We start from the raw sequence: 21,489 nt of genomic DNA on the forward strand, positions 1-21,489 counted from the left end.
TCACCACTGCCCAGCCGGCCGGCCGAGGCCGGCTGGGACGGCTGGCGGCATCGCCTGGCTGATCGTGCGGTTACGCGTCGTAATCGCGGCACTTCGACTCGGGCCGGCCGGCCTGTCGGTGACACTGGGCGCATCACTGTCACGCTTATCGATATCAATTGAGGTGTGCCCATGACCAGACTCGGTGTCGACTATTCGACGAGTCGCCCGGGCGCCACGGCGCTGAAGGCCGCCGGCTACACCTTCGCGTGCCGGTACCTGGCGGCCGGCAGCAAGAAGAACGCCAAGAAGGCGCTCACCAAGACCGAGGCCGACGGGCTGCGCGCCGCCGGCATCGACGTCGTCAGCAACTGGGAGATCGTGGAGGCGGCCGCTCTCAAGGGTCGCGCCCAGGGTGTGGCCGACGCGAAGGCGGCCGTGGCGAAGCACAATGCCTGCGGCGGGCCGCCCGGACGCCCGATCTACTTCAGCGTCGACTTCGACATCCCGGACTTCGCGCCGGCCAGCAAGGATCCGCGGGCGAAGCTGGGGGCGGTGGCGCCGTACTTCGACGGCATCCTGTCCGTACTGGGCCCGGCCCGAACCGGTGCGTACGGCGGCTACTGGGCGATCTCGCGGCTGTTCGACGCCAAGCTGATCCGCTGGGGTTGGCAGGCGTACGCCTGGTCGTCGGCCGGTTCCGGCCCGCGGCCGAACACCGTGACGGTCAAGTTGCGCGGCAAGAGTTACTGGTTCGACACCCGGGCACAGCTCCGCCAGATCCAGAACGGCATCGCGGTCAACGGCGCCGACTGCGACAAGGACGAGGCGGTGGCGGCCGACTTCGGCCAGTGGGGATTCGTACCGAAGAAGGAGGAGGAGCCCGAAGTGGCTTTCATGGACGACGAGAACGCGGCCAAGCTCGCCTGGCGGATCGACGCGCTGTTCAGCGGATCCGAGACCATCCGGGGCGGCGCGGAGAAGGGCCAGCCGGTGGTGACGGTGCGGCTGCTCAACCAGATCAAGGCCGGGCAGACCACACCGACCCCGGTTCAGGTCGACGCGGCCTCGGTGGCCGGTGCGCTGGCCGGCAACGAGGACTTCCTCAGGGCTCTGGCCAGAGCGGTCAACGACGACGCGGCCGAGCGGCTCTCCGGCTGACAGCGGGCTGATGCCGCCGCGGGTACCGGCGCCGGGACGGCCCCGGTCAGCGCGCTCACCGCTGTCCGAGGGCCGTCCCGGCGCCCCTCACCCCGTGCCGCACCCGCCCCTCACTTCGTCCTTACGCCGTGCCCCACCCGTGCCTCACCCGTGTGTCACTCCGTGCGCAGCGTTTCCGCTGTCCTGGCCCTGGCCGCCCAGTCGGCTGGCAGCAGCGCGCCGGCCACCGCGATGACCAGCCCGCCGAGGGCCAGCGCGCACACCACCGGCAGGTGATAGACCGCCAGGTCCGCCGCCGGGAACCGGGTGCCGGCGGCCCGACCCATGGCCGGCATCACGATGTGATGCAGTGCGATCCCCACCGGTACGCCGGCCACACCGGCGAGCAGCCCGACTCCGGCGACCGAGGTGACCACCATCGCGATGGTCTGCCGGGGCGTCATGCCCAGCGCCTTGAACACCCCGAGGTCGTGCACCCGGTCCCGGGTGTCGAGCAGCACCGTGTTGAGCACGCCCAGGCCGGCTACCGCCACCAGCATCAGGGTCAGCGCCGCGGCGAGCGAGTCCATCGCGATGACCGTTCCGCTCGGCCCGGTCGACGCCGGCTCGGCGAGCGCGCCGAGCGGTCGCAGGGCCGCGTTGAGCGAGTCCACATAGGACTTCGGATCGGTGCCCCCGGTGAGGTCGACGTCGAACCGGACCGACTCCGGAAGCACCCGCGCACCGAGGCCGGACAGCGTCGCCGCGTCGGTGAGGATCTGCTGACCCTCGTTGCTCAGCGACAGCGCCTCGCCGACGATCCGGACCCGGGCGGTGTGACCGTTGTTGGTCATCGTGACGGTGTCACCGATGTGCGTGCCGGTGAGGGTGAGAAACCCTGTCGGTACCACGGCCTGGCCGGGTCCGGTGAACCAGGATCCGGAAATCATCTGGTACGAGCCCCAGGAGGAGTCGCCCCGGTACGCGTTGACGGTTGTCGGCCCGGCCAGCCCGGCGACGCCGACCTGTGCCTGGCCGGTGCTGAAGTACCTGCGGGTACCGGGCTGACCGGCCAGCGCGGCGGCGACCGCGTCCGGGTCGGCGGCCCGGGATTGTTCCCTCCCGCTCAGGGTCCGCACGATGACCTGTCCGGGGCTTTCCCGGTTGAGGCCCTGGTCGATGCCGGTCAGCGATGCGGCCAGACCCACGCCGAAGGTGACTCCGACGGCGCCGAGGGCCACCGCCGCCGCCACGGTGGCCGACCGGGCCGGCCGGGCGAACGGGTTGGCCAGGCCGAGACTCACCACGCGCGGCAACGGCAGCCGGCCGAGCAGGCCGTGGAGCCCGCGGTTGATCCCGAGGTTGATCCCGCGCTCGTGACCGCGCCCGCGACCGGCGCGCGGGGTACGGCCGACCGCGATCGCCTCGACCGTGCGGAGCCGCCCCGCCCGCAGCGCGGGGGCCAGGGCGGTGGCCGCGACCACGGACATCGTGGCGATCGGCACCACCACGTCGATCCACGGCGCGACGGCCAGAGCCGACGTGCCGTAGGCGCTTCCCTCGGTGTGGAGCAGGGGGACGGCGAGCAGGTCGCCGAGCACCACGCCGAACGCCGTACCGACCGCCGCGGGGATGAGCGCCTGAGCGACATAGGCGCGGACCACCTGCGCGGGAGTGAATCCGAGAGACTTCAGGATGCCGATGCGCCGGGTCGCCGCGCCGACCGTGCCACCGACCACGATGCCGATGATCAGGATCGACATGCCCACGCCGAGCGCCCCGAGGGCGACAATGAACGGCGCGAACGTCGCCGCGGCGCGGTCTGCGGCCCGCTTGGCCCTCAGGTACGACTCCGCGCTGACCATCGACCCCGCCGGCACGGCCGCGACCACGCTGGCGCGGGCGGCCGAGACCTGCGCGTCGGTGCCGGCCGCGGCGAACCGGTACAGCATCTGGTACTCGGGTGCCGAGCCGGGCTCGGTCAGCGCGGCCACCTGAGCCGGCGGTACCCACGCGTCAGCGCTCCCGCCCACCGAGCGGGCCAGCCCCACCACGGTGAGCGTGGGGCTGCCCGGCACGTCCGGGAATGTCACGCGGTCTCCCACCCGGAACGGAGTCCGGTCCGCGTCCCACACGATCTGCCCAGGGCCGGTCGCCCAGTGACCGGCGGTCAGGTCGAGGTCGTCGACCGGCGCGCCACCGGGCCGCCCGACCACGGTCGCCACCGGCAGGTTCAGGCCCACCGGTATGTCGCGGGCGTTGCCGCCGAGGGTCGGGTGCAGCGACACGGCACGGTACGGCCCGGCCGCCGCGGTCACGCCCGGAAGGTGCGCGGTGCCGGCCAGCTGCGTGGCGGTGGTTCCGGTCCCGTCGAACATCGCGGTCAGGTGCGCCCCACGCTGCCGCGCGAAGGCGTGGTCGAACGGCGCCTGTGACCCGACGAGCAGGCTGGCGGCGAGTACCGAGGAGGTGACCGCGAGCAGCACGGTCAGCGTCATCACCACGGTCTGCGCCCGCCGCCGGCCGACTCCGGCGCGGACCACCTTCCCCAGCGCGCTCACCGCCCGGCTCCGGCCTGAACGTCGCCGCCGGACCGGACAGCGCTACCGGCCTGAATGTCGCTACCGGCCCGGACATTGCGACCGGCCCGGACATCGCCACCGGCCCGGACATCGCGGACGATCGCGCCGTCGATCAGCTCGATGGTCCGGGTCGCGCACGAATCGGCGAGCGCGGTGTCGTGGGTGACCAGCAGGATCGTCTGGCCGTCCTGGTTCAGCTCGGTGAGCAGTCGCCCGACGTCCTGCCCCGACGCGGTGTCCAGCGCACCGGTCGGCTCGTCGGCGAGCAGCAGCGCCGGGCGGTTCATCAGTGCCCGGGCGACCGCGACCCGCTGGCGTTGGCCGCCGGACAGCCGCCCGGGGAACGTGTCCGCGAACCGGTCGATGCCGAGGAACTCGAGCAGGTCGGCGGCGCGGCGGCGGGCCTGCTGCCGAGATGCCCCGGCCAGCTGGGCGGGTAGCAGCACGTTGTCGGCGACGGTCAGGTCGTCGAGGAGATTGAAGAACTGGAATATCATGCCGATCCGGGACCGGCGGTACCGCGCCGAGGCGCTCTCGCTCAGCTCGTCGACCCGGAGGCCGTCGACCGTCACGGTGCCCTCGCTCGGCCGGTCCAACCCGGCGACCAGGTTGAGCAGGGTGGACTTGCCGCTGCCGGACGGGCCGAGTACGGCCAGCGCCTCCCCGGCGCGTACCTCGAGGGTCAGGCCGGCCAGGGCGGGCGGCCCGTCGTCGTACTCCTTGCGTACCTCGTGGATCTGGATGAGCGGGGCCGCCATGGTTCCTCCGTCGGATAGCCGGGTGCCGTCAGGGGCCGACGCTATGGGCGGCCGGCCGCGCGCCGCGTCGCCCGCGATGGCGATCCCGGGTACCGTGCCGGCCGCACCCGCGACGGAGTCATCCCCGGGATGTACGCCGGAGATGTACGGCCGGTGGGCATCGCGAGGGATGTGGCCGCACCCGGCGGCTTGCGACACTGGACCGGTGGGCGGGGCGCGGGCAATAGGCAGGGCGGTCGTCGGCAGGGCGGTGGTGGGCTGGGCGTGGGTGGGCTGGGTGTGGGTGGTGGGCCGGTGGCGTGCGGCGGTAGCGCTGCTCCTGCGCGCCGGCGGCCCGGCCCAGCGACTGTCCCGCTGGGCCTGGACGGCCGACGCGATCCTGGCGGCGATCGCCGCGGCCGGTACCCTCAACGGCACCCGCAGCCGCGACTACGACACGTACGGCATCTTCGTCGACCGTGGCTGGCCGGTCCCGCCCGATCCGGCGATCGTCGCGCCCGATCCGGCGAGGGTCCCGCCCAGCGTCCTGCCCTCGGTCCCCGACCCGGCCTTCACCCACTCGTACGGGCCGGTGTCCGCCTGGCAGCCGTTCATCGCCCTGCTCGCGGCGGTGCCGCTGGTGGCTCGCCGGCGGTACCCGCTGACCGTGTTCTGGGTTGTGATCGCCGCGTCCGAGCTGTACCACGTCGACGCCGGCTACGACCCGACGTTCACGTTCGCGGCCTGCGTGATCGCCGCGTACAGCGCCATCATGTACAGCCCGCACCGGATACCCGCGATCGTCAGTGCGCTGCTGGGCGCCGGGCTGATCGTGGGCACGCACGTCTCGAACGTGCCGTCCATCGGGCCCGGGCTCAGCACCGTGCTGGTACTGATCCCGATCGGGCTCGCGGCCAACGCGATACACGTCTGGCGGCAACGGGTCGGGCGGCTCGAGGCCCAGCGCGAGACCGCCACTCGGCTGGCGGTCGAGCAGGAGCGCTCCCGCATCGCCCGGGAACTGCACGACGTGGTCACCCACAATGTCAGCGTGATGGTGGTGCAGGCCGGCGCCGCCCGGAAGATCATGGACACCGCGCCGGAGCAGGCGCGCGAGGCGCTGCTGGCCGTGGAGTCCGGTGGGCGCGCGGCGATGGCCGAGCTGCGCCACGTCATGGGCCTGCTCACCATGAACAGCGATGGCCCGGATCCCGCGACGGAGTCGGATCTCGCTCCGCAGCCGGGACTGGATCAGGTGGCCGTGCTCGCCGCCCGGATCCGGGACACCGGCGTGCCTGTCGAGTTGACTGTGACCGGGGCGCCGGTCGCCTTGCCGGTGGGCCCCGACCTGGCCGCGTACCGCGTGGTGCAGGAGGCGCTGACCAACACGATCAAGTACGCTGCCGGCGCGAGCGTGCGGATCGTCATCGACTGCACACCCGACGCCGTACGGGTGGAGGTCACCGACACCGGCGGGACGTTTGGGACGTCGGCGGCGCCGATCGGTGCCGGCAACGGCCGGGGGCTGATCGGACTGCGGGAGCGGCTGGCCGTGTACGGCGGCACGCTGGCGGCGGGTGAGCGGCCCACCGGCGGGTACCGGGTGCTCGCCGTGATACCGATCGGAGACTCGTGACTGAACAGCTGCGCGTGGTGGTCGCGGACGACCAGGCACTGGTGCGTACCGGCTTCCGGATGATCCTGGCCGCGGACGGGATCGAGGTGGTCGGCGAGGCCGCCGACGGCGCGCAGGCAATCGATGCGGTGCGTCGCACGCGGCCGGACGTGGTGCTGATGGACATCCGGATGCCCGGGCTGGACGGCCTGGAGGCCACCCGGCGGATCCTGTCCGGGAGCGTCTCGTCGGAGAACATCCCGTCCGAGAGCGTCGCTGGCGGACCGCGCGTCATCATGTTGACGACGTTTGACCTCGACCGGTACGTGTACGCCGCCCTGTCCGCCGGTGCCAGCGGCTTTCTGCTCAAGGACGTCAGCCCCGAACATCTGGTCGCCGCCGTGCGCCTGGTGCGTTCCGGGGACGCGCTGCTGGCTCCGACCATCACTCGGCGGCTGATCGAACGCTTCGCCGTCCGCGACGAGCAGGCCGCGATACTGCACCGCGATCTGGCCGCCCTCACCCCGCGCGAGCTGGAGGTCCTTCAGTTCCTGGCGCGGGGGCTGAGCAACGCCGAACTCGCCGCGAGATTCCAGTTGAGCGAGGCCACCGTGAAGACGCACGTGGCCCGGATCCTGGCCAAGCTGCACCTGCGCGACCGCGCCCAGGCGGTCGTGGTGGCCTACGAGACCGGTCTGGTGACACCGGGTTCGGCGGGCCGGGCGACGTGACGGGGCCGTGCGACGTGACGGGGCCGGGCGAGGTGACGGGGCCGGGCGAGGTGACGGCGGGCCGCGCGGTATGACGGCGAGCCGCGGCGGTGGCGGCCCGGAAGTGGCGCTGTCACGGGAGTCGATGCCACCATGTGCTGCGTGAGACTGCCACGGGTACTCATACTCGTCACCGCGCTCCTCGTCGCGGGCTGCGGTGGCGGCGGCGACGGTGACAGTGACGGCGGGAGTTCGTCGCCGACCACGCCACCGGCCGCGGTGCGGGCCGCGGTTCCGACCGCGGTGCCCAACGCCACGCTGACCGTCACCAGTAGCGCGTTCACCGCGGGCGGTCAGATCCCCAACGCGAACACCTGCCACGCCGCGGGCTATCCGCCGCCACTTGACTGGGACGGCGACCTGCGCGGGGCGCAAGCGGTCGCCGTGGTGGTGTACGACCCCGACGCACCCGGCGGGGACTACGTGCACTGGGTGGTATACGACCTCCCGCCTGGCACCCGCTCGCTGTCCGGCGCCGCCCTGCCCGCGGGTACGAAGCAGGCGCTCAACTCGGGCGGTACCGCCGGGTGGACCCCGCCCTGCCCACCCAGCGGTGAGCACCACTATCACTTCGTGGTCTACGCGTTGCGTTCACCCACCGGTCTGGCCGACGCGGCCTCTTTCGAGGACGCCCGGCGCGCGATAACCAACGATGCCGTGGCGTGGGGCGAACTCGTGGGTACCGTGGCGAACAGCTGACCGTGGGCGGGTGGCTGACCGACACGCTCAGGACCACCACCGCGACCCATCCCGCCGACGCGACCGCGGAGAGCACCGCGGTGCCGGCCGCCGCCCGGAGCACCGGTCTCACCGCTCGTCTGCTTTCATTGCTCGTCCGCTCTCATCGCTCATCCGCCGTCGCGCGCGACCGCCTGCGCAGCACCACCATGAGCACCGGTACGTGCACCACGATGTCGACGAGTTCGGCGGCGCGCCGGTGCCGGGGTGCGCCCCGCTCCCGTAGGTCGGCGAGCGTGTCGCGCCACTCTTCCACGTACCGTCGCCGCGCGCCGTCGGGCAGGGGCAGGCCGGCCGCCCGGATCACCGCGTCGCCGAACCCGCCCGCGAGACCGGCGCGCAACCGCCTGCCGGGGTTCGTCAGGAGCAGGAACTGCAAGAGGAAGACCGCGATGACCCCCACGTTGGCCACGACCCAGCCGACCGCGCCGAGGGACCCGTAGGCTTCGTCGGACGCGCGGGTAATGGCTTCGGTGTATTCGCGGCCCAGCCTGCCACCGGTCATCGCGTCGGCGACGAGCGACCCGGTGAGGATCACGGCGAGGAAGATCGCGGTCACTCCGCCCTCACTGGCGGCCAGGGAACGCAGGGTCCGGCGACGACTCCAACGACGGCTCCGCATGCGATGCCCGTTCAAGGCGGTGCCCGCTCAGTATCCGGGCCGTGGACGCAGCCCGGCGCGGGCGGGCGATGCCCCGGCCGGCAGCGTGGCCAATGCGGCCCGGGTGTGGTCCACACCGTCACCGGTCAGCCGGTAATACCGCCGGCGCGGGCGACCCTGCTCCTCGTGCTCGGCCGGATCCTCCCAAAAGCTGTCGAGCCAGCCGGCCCGCTCGAGTCGGGCCAGGATCGGGTGCAGGGTGCCGGTCTTCAATCCGGTCTGCCGGGCGATGTCGCGCCCGTAGCGGGCAGTGGCCGGCGCCTGAAGCAGCAGGCGCAGCACGGACACGGTCTGTGGCGTCAACCGTGGGTCACCGGACACGGCGACTACTCTAGCTAGCTAGAGTAATGATGTCCAGCGATGGGGCCGGTCGAGGGGAGCCGCGTCACGGTCACCGGGTTCACGCACCTGCTCACGCAACCTGCGCAGGCAACCTGCCCACGATGCTTCCGTGGGATCGACCGCCCACGTCCGTGCCCCGGCGTGGGGCCGTTGCCAAGCCCCCATATTCTTGACGCCTACACAATATTGAGCGCCATGAACCGATGGGAATCGGCACGGGTGATCGAGTTTCGGCTGCTGGGTCCGGTGGAAATTCGTGTCGACGGGCGCCCGGTGGAGTTGCGCCGGCCCCAGCTGAGGGCGGTACTGGCCGCTCTCGCGGTCGAGGCGGGCCGCCCGGTACCGCAGGAGACACTGCTCGACCGGGTCTGGGGCGGGGCACTTCCCGAGGGGGCGCGGGGCGCCCTGTACTCGCACATCACCCGGCTGCGCCGGGTACTCGAGTCGGCTGGCCTGGAGTCCGCTGGCCTGAAGTCCGCCGGCCAGCAGGTCGCCGGCCGGCAGGTCGCCGTGCTCCGGCACGCGGCCGGCTACGTCCTGGACAGCGACCCCGACAACGTCGACCTGCACCGGTTCCGCCGGCTGCTCGCCCTGGCCCGCGAGGGCTCCCGGACCGACCGGGAACGGTCGCTGCTGCTGCGCGAGGCGCTGGGACTGTGGCGCGGGCTGCCGCTGGCCGACGTGCGCGGCGACTGGGCCGACCTCAGCCGGGTGGGCTGGCGCCAGCAGCGGCTGGACGCGGCGGTGACGTGGGCGCAGGTCGAGTTGCGGCTGGGCGGCGGCGACGAGGTGCTGGGCACGGTACGCGAGCTTCTCGTGGAATATCCGCTGGCCGAGCCGTTGGCCGCGGCGCAGATGCGGGCGCTGGCGGCGGCCGGCCGGATCGCCGAAGCGCTGGAGTGTTATGTGGCTGTCCGGGCGCGGCTGGTCGCGGAGCTGGGCACCGAACCCGGTCTTGAACTTCAGGCGGCCCATCAGGCGGTACTGCGCGGTGAAGCCGGCCCGGCACAGGCCAGTGCCGCTCCCGCCCCGCCGCCCGGCGGGCCGGACGGTTCCGTGGCGGCGCCGGGCCGGCGTACCGGGCTGGACGCCGCGGAGCATCCGCGTCCCGCGCAGTTGCCGCCGCCGGTACGCGGGTTCACCGGGCGGCTCGACGCGATCGGGGCGCTCGACGCCCTACTCGATCCGCCGGACGGGTCGGCGTCCACCGCCGTCATCGCGGTGCTGTCCGGCACCGCCGGCATCGGCAAGACCGCGCTGGCCGTGTACTGGGCCCACCGCGTCGCGGAACGCTTCCCGGACGGGCAGCTCTACGTGAACCTGCGGGGCTTCGACGGCACCGGGCACGCGTCGAACCCGGCCGAGGTGGCGCGGCAGTTCCTGTGGGCGCTGGGCGTACCGGCCGAACGGGTACCCGCCGAACCCGACGCCCAACTCGCCCTGTACCGCAGCGTGCTCGCCGGCAAACGGGTACTGGTGGTGCTGGACAACGCGCGGGACACCGCACAGGTACGGCCGCTGCTGCCCGGCAGCCCTGCGGCCTGCACTGTGGTGACCAGCCGCAACCAGCTCACCCCGCTGGTCGCGGCGGACGACGCGTTCCCGGTCACGCTGGACCTGCTGTCCGCCGGTGAGGCGCGTGCCCTGGTCGAGCGCCGGATCGGCTACCGCCGGGTGTCCGCCGAGCCGGCGGCCGTCGAGCAGCTCGTCGCCGGGTGCGCCCGGTTGCCGCTGGCGCTGAGCATCGCGACGGCGAAGGCGCAGCTGTCCGACTTCTCGCTGGCCGTGCTGGCCGCCGAGCTGACCGACGCCGGGCAGCGGCTGGGCACGTTGGACGCGGGTGACCCGGCCACCCGGGTGCGGGCGGTGTTCTCCTGGTCGTACCACCGGCTCACGCCACAAGCCGCCCGGCTGTTCCGGCTCCTGGGGCTGGCCGCCGGCCCGGACATCTCGACGGCCGCCGCAGCCAGCCTCGCCGGGCTGCCGCTACCCGAAGCGCGGGAGTCGCTGACCGAGCTGGCCCAGGCGAGCCTGGTCACCGAGCAGGCGCCGGGCCGGTACGCGTTCCACGACCTGCTGGCCGCGTACGCCGCGGAGTTGGCCGCGAGCACCGACCCGAACGAGGAACGCCAACTGGCCACCGACCGGCTGCTGGACCACTACGTCTTCACCGCACACGCCGCCGACCGGCTGCTGAATCCGGCCCGTGACCCGATCCAGTTGCCGCTTTCCGGGCCGTCCGCCGGCACCGGCGCGGAACGGCTCGCTGACGACCGGGCCGCGATGGACTGGCTGACCGCGGAACAGCCGGTGCTGCTGGCGGCGCTGCGGTTGGCCGCGGGTACCGGCAACGACACGCAGGTCTGGCAACTGGCCTGGGGGCTGGACACCTTCCTGCTGCGGCGCGGGCACTGGCACGAGCGGGCCGAGGCGTGGCACGACGCCGTGGCAGCCGCCGAGCGCCTCTCCGACCCGGTCGCCGCCGCACACGCCCTGCGCGACCTCGCCAGGGTCAGCAATCAGCTGGGGCGGCACAGCGACGCGCGAGGTTACCTGGTCCGTGCACTGGGTTTGTTCGCCGACGCCGGTGACCCGATCGGGCAGGCGCACACCCACCGGGTACTCGCCTCGCTGTCCGAGCGGGAGGGTCGGCCGGACCGCGCGCTGCACCACGACCAGCAGGCGCTCGACCTGTTCCGGGCTGCCGGACACGTGCAGGGGCAGGCGGACGCGCTCAACTCGGTCGGCTGGGACCATTCGCTGCTCGGTGACCACGCCCAGGCGCTCGCGTGCTGCGAGCAGGCCCTGGTGCTGCACCAGGAGACCGGCGACCGGTGGGGCGAGGCGACCACCTGGGACAGCCTTGGGCACGCCCATCACCATCTCGACCACCACGCCGACGCGGTCGACTGCTACGAGCGGGCACTCGTACTGGTACGGGAACTCGGCGACCGCTACTTCGAGGCCGACACGCTGGCCCGCCTCGGGGACACCCACCGCGCCGCCGGTGCCCCCGGCGCCGCCCGCGTCGCGTGGGAATCGGCCCTGGCCATCCTGACGGATCTGGGCCACGCCGCGGCCGGCGATGTCCGCGCCAAGCTGGCCGGCCTCGACTCTCCGGCGTCGCAGAGCCCGGCGTCGCAGAGCGCGATGTCGCCGAGCGCGGTGTCGCCGAGCGCGGTGTCGGAGAAGGCGGTGTCGGAGAAGGCGGTGTCGGAGAAGGCGGTGTCGGGGAGCGCTGAGTCGCCGACCAGCGCGGGGCCGGCCAGTGCGGTGCCGGAGAGCGCGGCCTGACCGCGGTCAGCGGGCGACAGTCAGCGGGCGTGGTCAGCGACGGTCAGCGGGCGTGGTCAGCGGGTGACGGTCAGTTTGCGACAGTGGGTTAGCGACAGTGGGTCTCCGACAGTCAGCGGGCGCAGTCGGTGGCCTCGTCGGTCACGTCGATCCTGATCGGCAAGCCGGCCAGCATCTCGACCGGGAACTGCGCGGCGGTCCCGTCGTAGTCGATGACTGCCTCGTCGCACTTGTTGCCAAGGTCCCGGAGCGTCTTGAGGCCGCTGAGCGGTTGGCCGCCGTCGTCCCAGGACAGCAGGGCCGTGCGGGTCTGCTGGGTCAGCGTCCGTACCTTGTCCAGCTTGCCGCTCAGGTCGGCCTGGCGGAACTGCTCGGTGAGCTTCGTCTTGGCGTCGGCCTGGTCCTGTGCCCGCCGAGCGGCCGCGGCGTCGAGCTTGGCCAGATCGTGCCGCAGGTGACCGTCGGCGATCAGGAGCCAGGTGCCGGTGCCGGCCAGCGCGAGAACCAGTACGCCGACCACGACGGCGAGTGCCCTGGCCCGGGTACGCCAGTCGGTCCCGCCGTACGGAGCGGGCGGAATGCTGACCACCGGGTAGCCGCCCGTGACACCCGTCATCGGGCCTGCGCCGCTGGTCGGGCCGGCACCGCTCGTCGGGCCGGCGCTGACCGGCGACGTCGGGAGGTCGCCCGCCGGGCCGGCACCCCACGCGGTTGTCGGTGCCGGCGGTGCCGGCCACGGCTGTTGCGCGAGTGGGACGGGCTGCTGTGCGAATGGGACGGTCTGCGGCTCACCGGGGCCCGGTTGGCCCGGGGCGGGGGATTGGGGGTACATCCGCGCCTTCTCCTCGTCGTGTCGGGTCAGATGCTGTTGGTGCGGGCCCGACCGCAGTCCGTCTCCGGATTGCTGAGGTTGATCCGCTTGGGCAGGGCTCCGAACATCTCGTCCGGGAACGGCGCGGCGACCCGGTCGTAGTCCGCCACCGCGTCGTCGCAGTCGTTGACCGCCTTGTCGAGAACGCCGAACCGGGTCGTTCCGTCGAGCCATCCACCCATCGCCGACTCGACCGCCTTGTCCAGGTCCTCGACGTGCTGGAGCTGTACCTGCAGGTTGGCCGCGTGAAAGTCGTCCTGCAGCTTCGTGGCGGCCACGGCGGAGCTGCGGACGTCCGCGTCGCGCCGGGCCTGCCGGTCCGAGATGTCGCGGTGCAGGTGTGACCGCGCGGGCAGGCCGATCGCCAACGTGACGCCCAGCGCGATCAGGCTGACGGCCGCCACGACGGCCAGTACCAGCGCGGCGCGGCGGCCGGGCTGGCGCGGGGCGGGCGGGTAGCCGGGCGCCATCGGGTACGGCGGGGCGCTGATCGCGGGTCCGGCCGGCGGGAATTGCGACGTCACCGGCTGGGCGGATCCGGCCGGCGGGAACTGCGCGGTTGCCGGCTGCGCGGTTGCCGGCTGCGCGGTTGCCGGCTGCGCGGTTGCCGGCTGCGCGGGTCCGGCAAGTGGGAACTGCGACGCCACCGGCTGCGCCGGCCCGGTCGGCGGGAACGGCGCGGGAGCGGCGCCCGGCACCTGGTGCGGCGCGCTACCCGGTGGTACTGGCGCGTCAGGCGGCTGTGGATGCATCGGTGCTGTCCTCCCCTTGGTCCCGACGAGTCCCGCCGATCATCCGTGCCGGCTCCCGACGTGACGGCGTACCCGAAAGCCTGCACCACGGACCTGGACGCCGGCCTTGCCACCGTCTTGACGCGGCGGCTTGCTCTAGCGAGGCGGCTTGCTCTTGGCGGGCCGGCTTTCTTCACTCGGCGGCTGTGTCTCGGCGCCGCGGCTCCCTTTGCTCGGCGGCTCGGTCTTGGCGCGGCGGCTGCTGTCACTCGGCGCTCCGCTCGACGCCGCAACACAGTGGCCGTCGCGGTGTCTCCGCGACCCGGACAGTCGTGACTGGCGGTATCAGACCACCCGAACGGGCCGTTGCGGGTTCATTCCGGGCGCACCCAGTCGGGCCCGAACCGGGCGCGGGCCCGGCACCCGGGAATCCCGACGGGGCGTCCGGCGTTGTTCAACCCGGAGCGGCCGTGAGCCGCAACAGACGTAAAGAGGGAAGGTCATGAAGGTCCGTAGCTCGCTTCGGTCTCTGAAGCGCAAGCCAGGTTCGGTAGTGGTCCGCCGTCGGGGCAAGGTCGTGGTCGTCAACCGCGCCAACCCGCGCTGGCACGGCCGTCAGGGCTGAGCGCCGGCAACTACAGCACTGGCAACTCCAGCGCTGGCAACTACAGCGCTGGAAATCAGAGCCCCGGCAATCAGAGCGTTGGCAGCCAGAGCGTTGGCAACAAGAGCCGACCTGCACACCAGATAACTCACAATGGCAGGTCCCGGGTCACCCGGGACCTGCCTTGCGTTTCCGGGCGCTCTGCCGTCGAGCCGCTGCCGTCGAGCCGCTGCTCCCTCGGATGTCCTGGAAAGCGGATGTCCTGAAAAGCGGATGTCACGAGACGATGCCTGTCGCCTCGTCGAATCGTTGGCCGTGCAACTGTTGGTGGGATTGTGTCAGTGGCTGGCCAGCGAGCCGGGCGGTGATACCGGCGTTGAAGTTGGGGCATTGCGCGATGTCCTCGTGAGGGCAGCGCAGCCCGTGGCTGATGGCCTCGCGAGCGGCCTGCGCCCTGGCGATCTGCTCGTCGAGCTCGGCAAGTTTGCGCTGCATGAGCTGTCTCCGGCCGCCGGGCGTGCTGGCACCGGTGGCCAGAAGGGTCTTCTGCTCGGCGAGAGTGAACCCCGCGTCGCTGTAGACCAGAATGGCGGCGACAAGCCTGGCCGCCGATTCGGGGTACCGGCGCTGTCCGGAGATCCTGGCCGGTAGGGGGAGCAGGCCAAGTTCCTCGTAGTAGCGCAGGGCCGAGGTGCTGACGCCGGCGCGGTGGGCCAGCTCGCCGATGGTGAGCAGACCGTGGGGCGTGTTGACTTCAGGTGCGCTTGAAGCCGTTGACTGCCGACCATGGGAAAACGACATGAGAGAAGCCTGCCACCCGCAACGAGGCGGGTAGTGACCGTGGCCATCGAGTACGTGATCGGGCGTGCCGGGCTAGCCGCCGTTCGCGCCCTTGACCGCGACGTCATCGGCCAGGCCCATCGTCCCCGGGGCGCGGCCGGGAGCGTGAACGGTTGGGTGTTCGCCCACCGCCCGTCCAACCGGCAGCGCAACCGCTGGGTGGCCTCGCTGCTCGAGGTGGGGCCTGGCGACCGGGTCCTTGAGGTCGGCTTCGGCCCCGGTATCGCGGTCGCGGAACTGGTCCGCAACGGCGCGGGTCACGTGTACGGCATCGACCATTCCGGTGTGATGCTCAGACAGGCGTCCAGGCGCAACGCCGCCGCCATCCGGGCCGGCCGGGTTACCCTGATCAATGCTTCGGCCGATCGGCTTCCGGCCGCTCTCGCCGGCCCCTTCGACGCTATCCTCGCCGTCAACTCCCTCGGGTTCTGGCCCGCGCCGGTCGAACGGCTCGCCGACCTGCGCGGGCGGCTCGCACCCGGCGGGCGCATTGCCATCGCGTCCCAGCCTCGCTGCGCCGGCGCCACAGCGGCTACATCCCGCGACGCCGCCGAGGAGGTCGAGAACCTGCTGCGGAGCGCCGGCTTCACTCAGCCGAGCACGCGTACGCTCGCCCTCAGCCCGCCAGTGATCTGCGTCCTCGCCATCGCCCCAGACCCGGATGACACGCCGCAGACCCTGACCACAGCACCCAGCCGCCGGGTCGGCCCGACGGCTGGGTGAGGAGTCCGGGGCGGTTGGTCACACCGCTTGGGGTCTGGTGCCTTGGACTCTGGTGCCTTGGATTACGGTGCCTTGGATTCTGGTGCCGCGCGGTTGGGTGACGGCCGGTGCGGCGGCACTCTGGCAGGTACCCTGATCCGCCCACACGTCCGAACTGCCGGGCGTCTCGCCCTGCGTCCACCACTTGGCTTGCCACGTGTGCCCGCCGTACGAGACGGTGTTCCCGCCGACGTAGACCTGGGTCGCGCTCCAGGCCGGCGCCGTACACCCGCCGGGCGGGGGAGGTGGTGGATTGCCCCCGCCTCCGCCGATCTGAACGTCGACGCACGAGTAGAAGGCGTTGGCGGTGTCGGCGATGTTCCAGACCGCGAGGACGGTCTGCCGGCCGGTGTAGCCGCCCAGGCTTACCGTGTGCGAGACGCTGGCCGGCGGTTGCTGGTTGTTGCCGCTGATCGACTTCAGCAGGGTGTTTCCGATGTAGTACTGCCAGTTGAGGGTCGCGTGCCGGGCGGTGAAGACCCAGTTGAACGTGACCGTGGAACCGACGCTGGTGGCCGGCCAGTTCTTGCTGTTGTCGTCCAGTTCGGCGAACTGGGCGTTGCCGCCGCTGCAACTGTGCAGGCCCTTGGGGCCCTCGACGCTCTGCGGCTCGTACTTGATCTGTCCACATGCGACAACACCCTGCGCGCAGAATGCCTGGCGGCTGGGTGGGGCGGACACGTAGCCGTGCGCCGATGCGGGGGCGGCGATGGCCAGGGAGCCGGCGACAGCGGCGAGTGCCACCAACGGCAGGGAGTACCTTCTTCGCATCGTTGCTCCTCGGGGGAGGCGGATGGATGACCGGCCGGTACTCCTCAAAATAAAGTAAGGTGTGTTAACAGTAAAGAGTCAAGTGATGATTTTCGATGTCCGGTGGCGCCGGCCGCCGGCGATGCCCGACTGGGCCGATCCATCGCCGACGTTGTCGGCATCGAGGTGTACGACGTGTCCTGGCACCGCGGACCTACGGTGCCACCGAGCGCCACGGCCGCGCGGCGGTCTGCCCGCCTGAGGCGGTGTGGCGCGGGTTGGACGACGGCGACCGCGGACTGAACTTCTGGGTGGGTTTCGCGGCCCGGCCCGGCACGGCCCGGCACGGCCCGGCCCGGCCCGGCACGGCACGGCACGGCACGGCGCCAGCGTCGCCGTGCCCGGGTGGAGCCTGGTGTCCCGGCCGGCCGGCTACGGCGGCGACGACCCCGCCGGATGCGCGAGCGGCTGTCTGTCGGATCAACGACAGGGGTCAAGGTGGCGCAGATCCGACCCGTTTGACAAAGTGGACGGCTAGCCTGCACGCTTACTATCAGTAATAGACCCTCGTCGACCGGTGGGCGGCGACTCAGGGGTCGATACGATGTGTCACGGCGAGCCGAAGTGCTCACGCTGTCCCGCCGGCAGCCTCAATAAGTACCGCTACCAGCGCACGAACCCCCAGGACTTCGATATTGCCCGGAAGTTCCGGACGGGTAGATCGCTCTACCTTCACCCTTTGTAGTCGACCTTGCGGGCGCTCGAAGCGGTCGAAGCGGCAGACTTCCGAAAGATCCGTGACTGTCTGTAGGGGTGGTAGTGATGCCTATGGCGGTCACCGGCTCGGCTGTCGCGACCTCCCGGACAGAGAGGGCGTGCATCGAGAGGGCGTGCCTCGGGTCTGCGCACGGGGAGGGAGCATGACATCGGTCCGGATCACTTCGGGGCGCCACCCGTACGAGGTGGTTCTACTGACCGCCGCGCCCGTGGTCGCCCTCATCCTGACCCTGACCAACACCCGCCCAGCCGCGGTGGACGCTGCTATGCCCGGGCCGGTGCGGGTCGTCTGGGTGATCCTGCTGGCCCTGTCCGGGCTGACCGGCCTCACCGGTGTGTTCTGGACGGGGACGGGGACGGTGGCGGCGAGCCTGTCGATCGAAGCGGTCGGAGTGCTGGTGCTGGGTACGGCCGCGGCCATGTACACCGTGGGAATCGTGGCCTTCACCGGGTTTTCCGGCGCCGCCGCCGGTGGATTCGTCGCGGCGGTGGGGATCGGATCCTGGTGGCGGCTGAGCCAGATCTGGCGCGATCTGCGCAGGTTCGACCAAGCGGTGGAGGCACAGCTCATTGCCGAAGTCAGAACGCTCATTGGACAGCGCGACAGTCATGAATAGCACGTGGACTCACCTCATCACATCTGTGTTGTCGGTGCTCGGCGCCGGTGGTGGCCTGGGCGCGGCGGCCGCGGCGGCGCTGCGGTGGCACAAGACGAAGGCTGACACCGCCGATGTTTTGACCGATACCGCCCTCACGCTCATCGAGCCGCTCCGGGTACGCATTCAGGACCTGGACAGGGAGATCCTCCGGCTGCGTTACGAGGCCCGCCAGACGGCCGCCGAACTGCGCCGGCTCAGGACGGCGATCCTCGATCCGGCGGCTACCCTCGACGGCCTGCGTCGGCTCGCGGTCAACGCCGACCGGGACCCCTCGCCGTCGTGACGGCGCGGCGGCCGGTGGCACGGCGCTGCGGCGGTGCGACGCTCGGCGGTGCGGCAGTCGGCGGTGCGGCGGCCGGCGGTGCAGCCGTCAGCGGTGCCGCGTGCCCGGTCAAGACGGGTAAGGGTCAAGACGGGTCCGGGTCAGAATGTGCCCGTGTCACACGTGCCCCGCGTCGAACGTGCCCGGTGTCAAAACGGGTGGCGGGCGTGGCCCGGCCGGACAACGATCAACGGCGTGAACCAGCGGCCGATCGAGGTACCGACGTGGGTCCGGCAGAAGGCCACGCACCTCGGCGCGCGGGGCGAGCAGTGGCTGGCCGGGCTCGCGGATCTGGTCGCCGCCCTGGAACGCGACTGGTCGATCGCCGTCGAGCAGCCGCTGACCGGTGGCAGCGCGTCGTATGTGGCGCGGGTGCGCGCTGCCGGTGGAGGGCACGCTGTGGTCAAGGTCGCGCTTCCCGGAGAGGACGTGGCCAGCCAGGTGCGTACGATCGAGGACGCCGCGGGACGTGGGTACGTCGGCATCATCGCGTACGACCTCGATCGGGGCGCGATGCTCCTGGAGTCTCTCGGCCCGTCGATGGCCCAGCTCGGGCTGGCGCCGGAGCGCGCGATCGTGCTCCTCTGCGAGACTCTGCGCGAGGCATGGCGGATGCCGCGGCCGGCCGTCGCGACCGAACTTCGGGTGAATGAGACCGTCGGGCCGCCGAACAAGGCCAGGGCGCTCGGTGAGATGGTCGCGCAGTTGTGGGAGCCGCTGGGGCGGCCATGTTCGGAGCGGGTCGTGACCGAGGCGTTGCGCTGCGCCGAGCGGCGCAGTGCCGCGCACGACCCGCACCGGTGCGTCGTCGTTCACGGCGATCCCCATCCCGGCAACGCACTGCGGGTCGTGGGGCCGCGACCGGGAGCGGGGTCCGGCTTCGTCTTCGTGGATCCCGACGGGTTTCTCGCCGAACCCGCGTACGACCTCGGCGTCGTTCTGCGCGACTGGGGCCCGCAGCTGCTGGCCGCGCCCAGTGCTTCGGTGCTGGCCCGCCGGTACTGCCGGCTGCTTGCCGACGAGACGGGCGTGGACGAGGACTCGATCTGGGAGTGGGGCTTCCTGGAACGAGTGTCGACCGGACTGTACGCGACGGACTTCGGCGCCCACGACCTCGGCCGGCGGTTCCTGGAGACCGCGGAGCTGCTCGTCTGACCGCCGCCGGGGGACCGGTGCACGGGGGCCACCCCGTGGGTCGGCGCGGCTTGTCGGCTCGTTGCGGCTTGCGGGTTCGGCGCTGCCTGTGGGTTGGTCACGGCTTGTGGGCTCGTTGCGGCTTGTCGGTTCGTCGCAGGGGAGACAATGGGCGGATGACGGGCGCCCCGACGCCGCTGCGGCTGCTGACCTTCAACACGCTGTTCAAGGGCGACGTGCGCGCTCGGCTGCGAGTGCTGGGCGCGATCCTCGAACGGGAACGGTACGACCTCGTCTGCCTCCAGGAGGTGATGTACCGGCGCAATGCGCGACTGCTCCGGCGCGTCGCCGGTGCCGCCTACCCGTACCGTGCCTTCACCGGCGCGGTGGCCCTCCGGGGCGGCCTGATGCTGCTGTCCCGCTGGCCGATCCGGCGGTGCGTGTTCACCCGGTTCGCGATGACCGGCCCGGCGCGGCCGGAGCTGCTGATGCGCAAGGGCGCCCAGGTCGCGGTCGTCGCGCTGCCCGGTGCCGACTGCGCGGTGGTGAACACCCACCTGTCGGCCAACCGCGATGGAGACTGGTCGCCGGCCAACCGGTACACCCGGGTGCAGCGAGGGGAGCTGGATCGGCTGGGCGCTTTGCTGTCCGCGATCGATCCGCGCCTGCCGCTGATCGTCATGGGCGACTTCAACCTGCCGCGCAGTTCACGGGTACTCGCCGAGTTTGCCGCGGCCCAGTCGCTGGCCGACACGATGAACGGTAGCCGCGAACCCACGTACCGGCCGACTCCGCAGTTTCCCTCGCCACCGGCCTTCGACCACGTGTTGCTCCGGTCCGCCCCGGCGGGCGACCTGAAGCCCAGGGCCCGCCTGGTCTTCCAGGACGCCGTCACGCTGCCGGACGGCCGGTCGGCGTACCTGTCCGACCACTACGGCATCGAGACCGAGCTGCTCCGGTAGCCGTCGGGCCTGTGTCGGTCGGGCCTGTGTCGGTCGGGCCTGTGTCGCTCGGGCCCGTGGCGGTCGAGGCTGTGGCGGTCGAGGCTGTGTCGGTCGGGGCCGTGACGTCGGGGCCCGCGGGCGTCAGGGCTTGCGGGCGAGCCCGCCGTGGGCGCTGGTGCCATCGTCAGGTACCGGGTCGCCGGCCTCCGGCCGCCACTGGTGGACCTGAACCAGCCCGGGTTCGACCAGTTCCAGGCCGGTGAAGAACCGGGCGACGTCCGACTGGGTACGCAGCGTCTGTGGCGTCGACACCCGCTCGTTGTACCGCTTCTGCGCCTCCTGCTGCCCAGGGTTGATCTCCAGGGCCGGGTGGGAGATGGCCAGGTAGCTGCCCGATGGTACGGCCGCCATCAACCGGCCGACGATCGCCCACGGATCCTCGCTGTCCTGAACCAGGTGGAGGACGCCGAGCAGGATGACCCCGATGGGCCGGTCGAAGTCGAGCCGCTGCGCGGCCTCCTCCAGGATCCGCTCGGGATTCCGCAGGTCGGCGTCGAGGTAGTTGGTCGCCCCCTCGGCCGAGCTGGTCAGCAACGCCCGGGCGTGAGTGAGCACGATGGGATCGTTGTCGACGTACACGACGCGGGCCGCCGGAACCACCGCCTGCGCCACCTGGTGGGTGTTGTTCGGCGAGGGGATGCCGGTGCCGATGTCCAGGAACTGCGTGATGCCTGCGGAGCCGACCAGGAACCGTACCACCCTGGCCAGGAACGCGCGGTTCGCGCGGACCCGCGTCCGCAGGCCGGGAGTCGCCGCGAGTACCCGTTCGGCCGCCTCACGGTCGGCGGCGAAGTTGTCCTTGCCGCCGAGCCAGTAGTCGTAGACCCGGGCCGGATGGGCCACGGTCGTGTCGAAGCCGAGCGACGCTTCGCCCGGTGACCGCTCGCCGGCCACGTTTGGCTCCGCTGCCATCATCACCCGTCCTCACCCACAGTGGACCGACTGCGCACCGGTCTCATGCCAGGACCGCTTGGTCGGGCTCACCATACCGTGATCCCGCCCATCGCAGATAAAGATCAAGCTGGCGCGACAGCGAGTGGGGACATCGGTTGCCGATGGGCACGACTTCCCGTGGCACCGACTCCCCGGTGTTCACGACTCCCCGGTGTCCACGACTCCCCGGTGTTCACGACTCCCCGGGTGGCCGCTTCGCGGTGGCTGCGCCTGTTCGGCGTGG

The 21,489-nt window shown here is 71.8% G+C and carries 21 protein-coding genes; 12 read left to right on the forward strand and 9 right to left on the reverse strand.

All coding sequences use genetic code 11. The features are described from left to right. Window positions 1-171: 171 nt before the first annotated feature. Entirely contained in the window at window positions 172-1,140 is a 969-nt protein-coding gene (locus Raf01_RS43810; RefSeq protein ID WP_203924074.1) for a glycoside hydrolase domain-containing protein, read from the forward strand. A gap of 155 nt (window positions 1,141-1,295) precedes the next feature. Here Raf01_RS43810 and Raf01_RS43815 read toward each other — a convergent pair whose 3' ends face one another. Further along, on the reverse strand, window positions 1,296-3,680 hold the full coding sequence (locus tag Raf01_RS43815; RefSeq protein ID WP_203924075.1) for an ABC transporter permease: 2,385 nt from the start codon (window positions 3,678-3,680) through the stop codon (window positions 1,296-1,298). Then, the gene (locus Raf01_RS43820; RefSeq protein WP_203924076.1) at window positions 3,677-4,459 is read right to left on the reverse strand and encodes an ABC transporter ATP-binding protein; all 783 of its coding nucleotides are present in this window, start codon (window positions 4,457-4,459) and stop codon (window positions 3,677-3,679) included. Before Raf01_RS43820 ends, Raf01_RS43815 begins: the two co-directional genes overlap by 4 nt. Window positions 4,460-4,664: 205 nt before the next feature. Here Raf01_RS43820 and Raf01_RS43825 point away from each other — a divergent pair, with 205 nt between their 5' ends. The 3 genes from Raf01_RS43825 to Raf01_RS43835 all read left to right on the forward strand — a co-directional run bounded on the left by Raf01_RS43825 (window position 4,665) and on the right by Raf01_RS43835 (window position 7,522). Continuing rightward, a complete protein-coding gene (locus Raf01_RS43825; RefSeq protein WP_239134444.1) occupies window positions 4,665-6,074 on the forward strand; it encodes a sensor histidine kinase in 1,410 nt (469 codons plus the stop codon). Beyond that, window positions 6,071-6,784 carry a response regulator gene (locus Raf01_RS43830; protein WP_203924078.1) on the forward strand — a complete coding sequence of 238 codons (714 nt, stop codon included), beginning with the start codon at window positions 6,071-6,073 and terminating at the stop codon, window positions 6,782-6,784. Before Raf01_RS43825 ends, Raf01_RS43830 begins: the two co-directional genes overlap by 4 nt. Window positions 6,785-6,925: 141 nt before the next feature. Continuing rightward, window positions 6,926-7,522: a YbhB/YbcL family Raf kinase inhibitor-like protein gene (locus Raf01_RS43835; protein ID WP_203924079.1), complete on the forward strand. Its 597-nt coding sequence runs from the start codon at window positions 6,926-6,928 to the stop codon at window positions 7,520-7,522. A 142-nt stretch (window positions 7,523-7,664) separates the two neighbouring features. On the opposite strand, the gene Raf01_RS43840 is transcribed toward Raf01_RS43835, so the two are convergent. Beyond that, the gene (locus tag Raf01_RS43840; protein ID WP_203924080.1) at window positions 7,665-8,120 is read right to left on the reverse strand and encodes a hypothetical protein; all 456 of its coding nucleotides are present in this window, start codon (window positions 8,118-8,120) and stop codon (window positions 7,665-7,667) included. Between the two features lie 90 nt (window positions 8,121-8,210). Continuing rightward, window positions 8,211-8,543, reverse strand: coding sequence for a PadR family transcriptional regulator (locus Raf01_RS43845; RefSeq protein WP_203924081.1), 333 nt, complete (start codon window positions 8,541-8,543; stop codon window positions 8,211-8,213). 216 nt (window positions 8,544-8,759) lie between these two features. Between Raf01_RS43845 and Raf01_RS43850 the strand changes: the two genes are divergently transcribed. After that, window positions 8,760-11,858, forward strand: coding sequence for an AfsR/SARP family transcriptional regulator (locus Raf01_RS43850; RefSeq protein ID WP_203924082.1), 3,099 nt, complete (start codon window positions 8,760-8,762; stop codon window positions 11,856-11,858). Window positions 11,859-11,970: 112 nt separating this feature from the next. On the opposite strand, the gene Raf01_RS43855 is transcribed toward Raf01_RS43850, so the two are convergent. Then, on the reverse strand, window positions 11,971-12,474 hold the full coding sequence (locus Raf01_RS43855) for a hypothetical protein (protein ID WP_203924083.1): 504 nt from the start codon (window positions 12,472-12,474) through the stop codon (window positions 11,971-11,973). A gap of 242 nt (window positions 12,475-12,716) precedes the next feature. Continuing rightward, complete coding sequence (locus tag Raf01_RS43860) at window positions 12,717-13,253, reverse strand: hypothetical protein (protein WP_203924084.1); 537 nt, start codon at window positions 13,251-13,253, stop codon at window positions 12,717-12,719. On the opposite strand from Raf01_RS43860, the gene Raf01_RS51095 reads away from it, so the two are divergent. Together Raf01_RS51095 and Raf01_RS43870 are read left to right on the forward strand one after the other, a co-directional pair. Continuing rightward, a complete protein-coding gene (locus tag Raf01_RS51095; RefSeq protein ID WP_203924085.1) occupies window positions 13,242-13,796 on the forward strand; it encodes a pentapeptide repeat-containing protein in 555 nt (184 codons plus the stop codon). The two genes, Raf01_RS43860 and Raf01_RS51095, sit on opposite strands and share 12 nt — an antisense overlap. 166 nt (window positions 13,797-13,962) lie before the next feature. Next, window positions 13,963-14,085, forward strand: coding sequence for a 50S ribosomal protein L36 (locus Raf01_RS43870; RefSeq protein WP_203924086.1), 123 nt, complete (start codon window positions 13,963-13,965; stop codon window positions 14,083-14,085). Window positions 14,086-14,340: 255 nt separating this feature from the next. Here the strand turns inward: Raf01_RS43870 and Raf01_RS43875 are convergent, their stop codons facing one another. Next, entirely contained in the window at window positions 14,341-14,865 is a 525-nt protein-coding gene (locus Raf01_RS43875; protein ID WP_203924087.1) for a MerR family DNA-binding transcriptional regulator, read from the reverse strand. Window positions 14,866-14,898: 33 nt separating this feature from the next. On the opposite strand from Raf01_RS43875, the gene Raf01_RS43880 reads away from it, so the two are divergent. Then, entirely contained in the window at window positions 14,899-15,627 is a 729-nt protein-coding gene (locus Raf01_RS43880) for a class I SAM-dependent methyltransferase (RefSeq protein WP_203924088.1), read from the forward strand. An 18-nt stretch (window positions 15,628-15,645) separates the two neighbouring features. Here Raf01_RS43880 and Raf01_RS43885 read toward each other — a convergent pair whose 3' ends face one another. After that, window positions 15,646-16,437 (reverse strand): lytic polysaccharide monooxygenase, encoded by a 792-nt coding sequence (locus Raf01_RS43885; protein WP_203924089.1) that lies wholly within the window; start codon window positions 16,435-16,437, stop codon window positions 15,646-15,648. 899 nt (window positions 16,438-17,336) lie between these two features. Here Raf01_RS43885 and Raf01_RS43890 point away from each other — a divergent pair. The 4 genes from Raf01_RS43890 to Raf01_RS43905 all read left to right on the forward strand — a co-directional run bounded on the left by Raf01_RS43890 (window position 17,337) and on the right by Raf01_RS43905 (window position 20,270). Then, window positions 17,337-17,810, forward strand: coding sequence for a hypothetical protein (locus Raf01_RS43890; protein ID WP_203924090.1), 474 nt, complete (start codon window positions 17,337-17,339; stop codon window positions 17,808-17,810). Next, window positions 17,803-18,135, forward strand: a complete 333-nt coding sequence (locus tag Raf01_RS43895; protein WP_203924091.1) for a hypothetical protein — start codon at window positions 17,803-17,805, stop codon at window positions 18,133-18,135. The genes Raf01_RS43890 and Raf01_RS43895 overlap by 8 nt, the downstream gene beginning before the upstream one ends. Before the next feature lie 234 nt (window positions 18,136-18,369). After that, complete coding sequence (locus tag Raf01_RS43900; protein ID WP_203924092.1) at window positions 18,370-19,329, forward strand: aminoglycoside phosphotransferase family protein; 960 nt, start codon at window positions 18,370-18,372, stop codon at window positions 19,327-19,329. Window positions 19,330-19,484: 155 nt separating this feature from the next. Further along, window positions 19,485-20,270 carry an endonuclease/exonuclease/phosphatase family protein gene (locus tag Raf01_RS43905; RefSeq protein ID WP_203924093.1) on the forward strand — a complete coding sequence of 262 codons (786 nt, stop codon included), beginning with the start codon at window positions 19,485-19,487 and terminating at the stop codon, window positions 20,268-20,270. Between the two features lie 123 nt (window positions 20,271-20,393). Here Raf01_RS43905 and Raf01_RS43910 read toward each other — a convergent pair whose 3' ends face one another. Then, window positions 20,394-21,224, reverse strand: a complete 831-nt coding sequence (locus Raf01_RS43910; RefSeq protein ID WP_203924094.1) for an SAM-dependent methyltransferase — start codon at window positions 21,222-21,224, stop codon at window positions 20,394-20,396. Window positions 21,225-21,489 lie beyond the last annotated feature (265 nt).

It is taken from the genome of Rugosimonospora africana, assembly GCF_016862975.1.
Classification (GTDB): Bacteria; Actinomycetota; Actinomycetes; order Mycobacteriales; family Micromonosporaceae; genus Rugosimonospora; species Rugosimonospora africana.